At 52.5% G+C, this 6,897-nt stretch carries 7 protein-coding genes and 2 tRNA genes; 4 read left to right on the forward strand and 5 right to left on the reverse strand.

The genetic code is table 11. The features are described from left to right. Together HMPREF2907_RS11225 and HMPREF2907_RS11230 are read right to left on the reverse strand one after the other, a co-directional pair. On the reverse strand, positions 1-118 hold a 118-nt coding region (locus HMPREF2907_RS11225; protein WP_141754451.1), incomplete at its 3' end, for a helix-turn-helix domain-containing protein. A gap of 109 nt (positions 119-227) precedes the next feature. Beyond that, positions 228-953 carry an MFS transporter gene (locus tag HMPREF2907_RS11230; RefSeq protein WP_070682745.1) on the reverse strand — a complete coding sequence of 242 codons (726 nt, stop codon included), beginning with the start codon at positions 951-953 and terminating at the stop codon, positions 228-230. 545 nt (positions 954-1,498) lie between these two features. On the opposite strand from HMPREF2907_RS11230, the gene dld reads away from it, so the two are divergent. The 4 genes from dld to HMPREF2907_RS11250 all read left to right on the forward strand — a co-directional run bounded on the left by dld (position 1,499) and on the right by HMPREF2907_RS11250 (position 5,406). After that, positions 1,499-3,190, forward strand: coding sequence for a D-lactate dehydrogenase (gene dld / locus HMPREF2907_RS11235; RefSeq protein WP_070682746.1), 1,692 nt, complete (start codon positions 1,499-1,501; stop codon positions 3,188-3,190). Positions 3,191-3,361: 171 nt separating this feature from the next. After that, a complete protein-coding gene (locus HMPREF2907_RS11240; RefSeq protein ID WP_003764609.1) occupies positions 3,362-3,910 on the forward strand; it encodes a carboxymuconolactone decarboxylase family protein in 549 nt (182 codons plus the stop codon). A gap of 151 nt (positions 3,911-4,061) precedes the next feature. Continuing rightward, positions 4,062-5,150: an acyl-CoA dehydrogenase family protein gene (locus tag HMPREF2907_RS11245; RefSeq protein WP_070682747.1), complete on the forward strand. Its 1,089-nt coding sequence runs from the start codon at positions 4,062-4,064 to the stop codon at positions 5,148-5,150. A gap of 85 nt (positions 5,151-5,235) precedes the next feature. Next, a complete protein-coding gene (locus HMPREF2907_RS11250; protein WP_003757556.1) occupies positions 5,236-5,406 on the forward strand; it encodes a rubredoxin in 171 nt (56 codons plus the stop codon). Between the two features lie 228 nt (positions 5,407-5,634). Here the strand turns inward: HMPREF2907_RS11250 and HMPREF2907_RS11255 are convergent. The 3 genes from HMPREF2907_RS11255 to yaaA all read right to left on the reverse strand — a co-directional run bounded on the left by HMPREF2907_RS11255 (position 5,635) and on the right by yaaA (position 6,756). After that, positions 5,635-5,724 (reverse strand) — tRNA-Ser (locus tag HMPREF2907_RS11255). Between the two features lie 81 nt (positions 5,725-5,805). Next, positions 5,806-5,896 (reverse strand) — tRNA-Ser (locus HMPREF2907_RS11260). An 80-nt stretch (positions 5,897-5,976) separates the two neighbouring features. Further along, positions 5,977-6,756 carry a peroxide stress protein YaaA gene (gene yaaA, locus HMPREF2907_RS11265; RefSeq protein ID WP_070682748.1) on the reverse strand — a complete coding sequence of 260 codons (780 nt, stop codon included), beginning with the start codon at positions 6,754-6,756 and terminating at the stop codon, positions 5,977-5,979. Between the last annotated feature and the right edge of the window lie 141 nt (positions 6,757-6,897).

The following is a 6,897-nucleotide window of genomic DNA, read 5'->3' on the forward strand; positions in this document are numbered from 1 at the left end:
CGCGGCTGATGGTGCTTTTGTGGCGGTTGAGCTGTTTGGCGATTTCGGCGACGGTGCAGTGGCGGGACAGGTATTGGATATGGTATCGTTCGTCTTGGGTCAGTTGTGTGTAGCCCATGGCAATCTTTCTTGCAGGAAAGGCCGTATGCTACCGCATACTGGCCTTTTTCTGTTGTGGAAAGTTGCACTTCGAATGCGAATCCGCCCACCTTTTCGTTCATATCGATTCAAGCATCTTCTTTAATCAGTGATTTGGACAATTCCTCCAACGGCACGCCTTTGGTTTCGGGCATCATCGTCATCACGAAGAAAAGTTGCAACACCATCATCGCCGTGAAGCAGACGAACACCCAGCCCGCCCCGATGCTGCCGAACAGGAACGGAATGGCGGCGGGAATGGCGGCGGCAAGCACCCAGTGGGTCGAGCTGCCCAACGCCTGACCTTGTGCACGCAGGTGGCTGGGGAAAATTTCGGAGATAAACACCCAAATCACCGTACCCTGACCGATGGCGTGTGCGGCGATAAAGAGGAAGAAAAAGAGCGGAACCGCCATGCCCTTCCAGCCGAGGAAGAAGGCAAGCGACACCAAACCGAGCGAAATGATGTAGCCGAACGAGCCGATATACATCAGTTGGCGGCGGCCGAATTTGGCGAAGGAATAAGGGTCGTTGACCAAGGCAGAACCGAGCGCACCGACCACATACAACGCGCCGATGACAACCAGCGTTTTTTTACGCCCGAATTTATCGGTCGGTATGCTGCCAAAGAGCGCACCGATAACCGTACCCCAAAGCGCGGATGACATAACGACCAAGCCGTGAAACCAATCCGGGCTTTTCCACAATTCCTGCAATGCCTGATCGGCACCCGAAATCACGACGGTATCGAAGCCGAACAGGAAACCCGCCAGCGCGACCGTAATGGACCATCTGAGAAGTTTTGACTGATTCATGAAGCGTCCTCACTTGATTGACAGTTAAGAAAACCCTCCCCGCCGCGCTCCGTACAAACGGAAAGCGGAGCGGCAAAACTTCTGTTTTCAGCCGGTTTGAGTAACGTGCCATCAGGCAAGACGCGCGGGAGATTTTAGTTGGAAGAATAGAAAGGCGCGGCTTTCTGAAGAATGGTGTTATTGTTGAGAAGCATTTTTTATTGATAAAAGGCCGGGTCATTATGTTTTAAAACTCATAGGCTGGCAAGACGCTATCAGTGTCAAAATTGATTATTCACAAAGTTTGCACCGGAAAGGGATAGGATCGTCTGAAAGCCAAAGCTTGGATTGAATAAGGTTTTTTGTTGAGGGGTGTTTCAGATGATGGTACGGCATTCGGTCAAAATATCGGGGCGATTCGAAAAATTTGCCTTCAGACGACCTTTACTTTACTTTGTTGCGTTACTACAATATTTTCATTTCGATATATCGGGTCGATTGCCTGCGTTTCCCGCAGATATATATCTCCCCGGGAGAACCATAAACAAACCCATCAGGAGCGCATCATGAACGCCTCGCAATTAATCAGCAGCCTGACTCAAACCGTCGGCGAAAAATACATCATCACCGACCCCGCGAAAACCGAACAATACCGCCAAGGCTACCGTTTCGGCGAGGGTAGGGCGTTGGCGGTGGTGCGCCCCGGAACCATTCTGGAAATGTGGAAAATTTTGCAGGCCTGCGTCGAAGCAGACGTGATTGTGATTACGCAGGCGGCGAATACCGGTTTGACAGGCGGCTCGACGCCCGACGGCAACGATTATGACCGCGACATCGTGATCGTGAACACCATGCGGATGAACATCATCCAAACCATCAACAACAACGAACAAGTCGTCTGCCTGCCCGGTTCAACCCTGAACCAGCTCGAATTGCTGCTGAAACCTTTGGGGCGCGAACCGCATTCGGTCATCGGTTCATCCTGCATCGGCGCGTCCGTCTTGGGCGGCGTGTGCAACAACTCCGGCGGCGCATTGGTGCAGCGCGGCCCGGCCTACACGGAAATGGCGCTGTTCGCCCAAATCAACGAAGAGGGTAAATTGGAGCTGGTCAACCATTTGGGCATAGATTTGGGCGACACGCCCGAAGAAATCCTGACCAACCTGCAAGGCCATCATTATCAGAGAAAAGACATCACGCAAGACGCGGGCAAAGGACATGACCACGCCTATTGCGACCATGTCCGCCAAGTGGACGAGCCGACCGCCGCGCGTTTCAATGCCGACCCGGCGCGCCATTACGAAGCGTCCGGCTGCGCGGGCAAACTGATGGTTTTCGCCGTCCGCTTGGACACTTTCCCGCAAGAGAAGCAAACCGCCGTGTTCTACATCGGTACCAACGACATCAACGAATTGACCGACATCCGCCGCGCCGCCTTGGGCGAATTTGAAAGCCTGCCCGTTTCCGGTGAGTATATCCATCGCGATGCTTTCGATATTGCCGACGTGTACGGCAAAGACACGTTCTACGTCATCAAAAAATTCGGTACACACCAACTGCCGAAATTATTTGATTTCAAAGCCAAAGTTGACCGCTTCAGCAAAAAAATCAGCTTCCTGCCCAAACATTTTTCCGACAAGGTCATGCAGTTTGTCAGCAAATACCTGCCCGACCACCTGCCCAAATCCATGCGCGATTACCGCGACAAATACGAACACCATCTGATTCTGAAAATGGGCGGAAAAGGCGTCGATGAAGCGCGCGCGTTCCTGAAAGAGTATTTTGCGCACCACGGCGGCGCGTTTTTCGAATGCAACGCCGAAGAAACCCAAGCCGCCATGCTGCACCGTTTTGCCGTCGCTTCCGCCGCCATCCGCTATCGCGCCGTGCATGATGACGAAGTGGAAGACTTGGTTGCGCTGGACATCGCCCTGCGCCGCGACGACCGCGACTGGTTTGAAAAACTGCCGTCGGAAATCGACAATAAAATCATCCACAAGCTCTACTACGGACATTTTATGTGCCACGTTTTCCATCAGGATTACATTATCAAAAAAGGCAACGACTGCATGGCATTGGAACACGAAATGCTTCATCTCTTAGACCAACGCGGCGCACAATATCCCGCCGAACACAACGTCGGTCATTTATACGAAGCGAAACCCGCGCTCAAACAGTTCTACCGCAAACTCGATCCGACCAACAGCTTCAATCCGGGCATAGGTAAGACCAGTAAGAAGAAAAACTGGGCTGAGTGATGGATAAGTGAATGAGAGGGGTCGTCTGAAAACTGTATTCGGTTTTCAGACGACCTTTTCTTGCTTATAACTTTTGGTTTGCAGCACATAACCAATCAGTCTTTCCCGACAAACGCCAATCGGAGTAATATGCCATATTCCGTTCAATACACTGAAAACAAAGGTATAAATATGGCACGCTTAACCGTACACACCGTCGAAACCGCTCCCGAAGCAGCAAAACCCCGCGTCGAAGCCGCGCTGAAAAACAACGGCTTCATCCCCAACCTCATCGGCGTATTGGCAAACGCGCCCGAAGCGTTGGCGTTTTATCAAGAAGTCGGCAAACTGAACGCCGCCAACAGTCTGACTCCCGGTGAAGTCGAAGTCATCCAAATCATCGCCGCCCGCACCAACGAATGCGGTTTCTGCGTGGCAGGCCACACCAAACTGGCAACCCTGAAAAAACTCTTGTCCGAGCAATCCATCAAAGCCGCGCGTGCGTTGGCGGCGGGCGAATTTGACGATGCCAAACTGGGCGCGCTCGCTGCGTTCACTCAAGCTGTGATGGCAAAAAAAGGCGCGGTATCCGATGCCGAACTCAAAGCCTTCTTCGACGCCGGCTACAACCAGCAGCAGGCTGTCGAAGTCGTGATGGGCGTTGCCCTGGCGACTTTGTGCAACTACGTCAACAACGTCGCGCAAACAGAAATCAACCCTGAATTGCAGGCGTTCGCCTGATTCTGATCCAAGGTCGTCTGAAAAGCGGCGGCAAAACCATTTGCCCGTTTTCAGACGACCTTTTTCAAAAATGCTATCCCTGTAACGGACTGCTTCCCCTTTCCAACGGAACGCTCCCGCGCCGTCCGCACACATTTTCAAGGATAAGACCATGAACCGTGAAACCTTATTGTCTCAAGTTGCCGAACTCGTCAAAACCAAACTCAAACCCTTAGTGGACGAAATCGACCGCAATGGCTTGTATCCCGAAGATTTTATGCGCGAACTCGGCGCCATCGGCGGATTCGGCGCAGTCGGTACGGAAGTGGAAGGCGGCAACGGCTTGGGTTTGGCGACGCAAATCGCCGTCTTGCGCGAAGTCGGCAAAGAATGCGGCGCGACCTCGTTCAGCGCATGGTGTCAGGCGGCTTGCGCGTGGTATCTGCACCAGACGCCCAACCAAGCCGTCAAAGACAAATACCTCGCCGACATCCTGCAAGGCAAAGTCTTGGCGGGTACGGGCATGTCCAATACCGTCAAACACCTCGCCGGCATTGAAAAACACAACCTTCAAGCCGAGCGCGTGGACGGCGGCTACAAAGTCAACGGCGCGCTGCCGTGGGTATCCAACATCGGCGAAGACCACATCTGGGCGAATACCGCCCAAATCGGCGACGGCTACGTCATGTTCATCACCGGCGGACAATGGGAAGGCGTAACCCTGCAAGCCTGCCCCGAATTTTGCGCCCTCGAAGGCACGCGCACGTTCAGCCTGAACTTCAAAGACGTATTCATCCCTGACGAAGACGTGATCGCCGCGCCCGAACAGTTCTCCGACTACATCGCCTCCATCAAGTCCGGCTTTATCTTGCTGCAAATCGGCATCGGCGCAGGCGTGATCGACGGCAGCCTCGGCATCATCCGCATCGCCAACGTCGTCAACGCCGATGTCAACAGCTATCTCGACGACAGCTACGACAGCCTCAAAGCCGCCTTGGACGAGGCATGGCAAACCACCGAACGGCTGGCAGACTTGGCTTGGAAAAACACGCCCGAAAACCTCGCCACGCTGAAACTGCGCGCCGCCGCCGCCGAGCTGACGCTTGCCGCCGCCCAATCCGCCGCCTTACACGCCGGCGCCAAAGGCTACCTCATGCGCAGCCCCGCCCAACGCCGCGTCCGCGAAGCCATGTTCGTCGCCATCGTTACCCCCGCGTTGAAACACTTGCGCAAAGAAATCGCGGCGCTGGAAGCGGCATAAGGGCTGAAACAGACCAACAAGGGGTCGTCTGAAAACCTTTTGCCGACCGTTTTCAGACGACCTCAACCATTAGAAGGAACACACCATGGCACAATACATGTGCGGCCCCTGCGGCTGGATTTACGACGAAGACCTCGGCGACCCCGAACACGGCATCGCCCCCGGCACCAAATTCGATGACATCCCCGACGATTGGAAATGCCCCGAATGCGGCGTGGGCAAAGAAGACTTTTATCTGCTGGACTTCGTGATATAGCTTTGGACAAACTGAAAAGGTCGTCTGAAAACGTTGGGTCAAACGGTTTCAGACGACCTTTTTCAATGAAGCTTTTTCATTTTTCGGATGGATAAACAGAAGTAAACGATAAGGCTTGGCTACTTCTTGTTTGAGTTTGTTTTAACAATCCGAGGAGGGGTTTTATTGAGGGAGACTTCAGGAGAAAAACAAAAAGCCGCTGTTTTTGCAGCGGCTTCTTGTCCGGTTTGGCGGAAACGGTGGGATTCGAACCCACGGAGGATTTGCACCCTCAGCGGATTTCGAGTCCGCTGCATTCAGCCTCTCTGCCACGTTTCCGTAGAATAAAGTAAAACCAAATAAAAATGCTGTTGGCTGGGCTTCACTTCATTTTTATTTGGTTTTTCTATTTTCAAGAAATGGCGGAAGCGGTGAGATTCGAACTCACGGAGGGCTATCAACCCTCGACGGTTTTCAAGACCGTTGCATTAAACCGCTCTGCCACGCTTCCGTCTCTTGAAGCGGGAATAATAATGAAATTTGTCGGGTTTGCCAAGCGAAATTTTAAGGTGAATATTTAGTTTTTTGTTTTTACTTGGTTTGTTCTTTGCGCATGAACACCCATTCGGACTCGTTAGACGCGGCTGCGTTAAATGAGTAGCCTTCGTAATCAAAGTTTTTCAGCATTTCCGGGTCGGTAATATTATGTTCCGCCGCGTAGCGTACCATCAGTCCGCGCGCGCGTTTGGCGTAGAAGCTGATGATTTTGTATTTGCCGTTTTTTTCATCCTTGAAAACGGGGGTAATCAGGCGGGCTTTGAGTTTTTTAGTGTTGACGGATTTGAAATATTCTTGCGAAGCGAGGTTGATTAATATGTCGCTGCCTGCTTGGGCAAGGGTGTCGTTCAGCAGGTCAGTGATGATGTCGCCCCAAAATTCATACAGGTTCTTACCGCGTGTGTTGGCAAACGCCGTTCCCATTTCCAAGCGGTAGGGCTGCATCAAATCCAGCGGACGCAGGACGCCGTAGAGGCCGGAAAGCAGGCGGACGTGTTGTTGCAGATATTGGATTTGTTCGGGTTTGAGGGTGTCTGCGGCGATGCCTTCGTAAACGTCGCCGTTGAACATAAAGACTGCCTGTTTTGCGTTGTCGGGGGTAAACGGTGTATGCCATTCGGCGTTGCGCTCAGCGTTTAAGAGGGCGATTTTGTCGGAAACATGCATCAGCTCGGCGATTTGCTGCGGGGCAAGTTCACGCAGTTGGCGCATCAGGATTTCGGCTTCCGCCAAGAGGTCGGGTTGGGTGAATTCTTTGACGGGCGCAGGGGCTTTTTCATTGAGGTTTTTAGCGGGGGAAAGGACGAAAAACATGACGGGCTCGGAGATGTGATAAACAGCGGCATTGTAGGTTTAAAATGTTTTGTGGGCAAGTTTGATAAGTGAAGTAAATACCGTTATAGCAAAGGCGGTTTATATGGATATAAAAAGGTCGTCTGAAACTTTTCAGACGAC

Source organism: Neisseria sp. HMSC055H02, from assembly GCF_001813335.1.
Classification (GTDB): domain Bacteria; phylum Pseudomonadota; class Gammaproteobacteria; order Burkholderiales; family Neisseriaceae; genus Neisseria; species Neisseria sicca_C.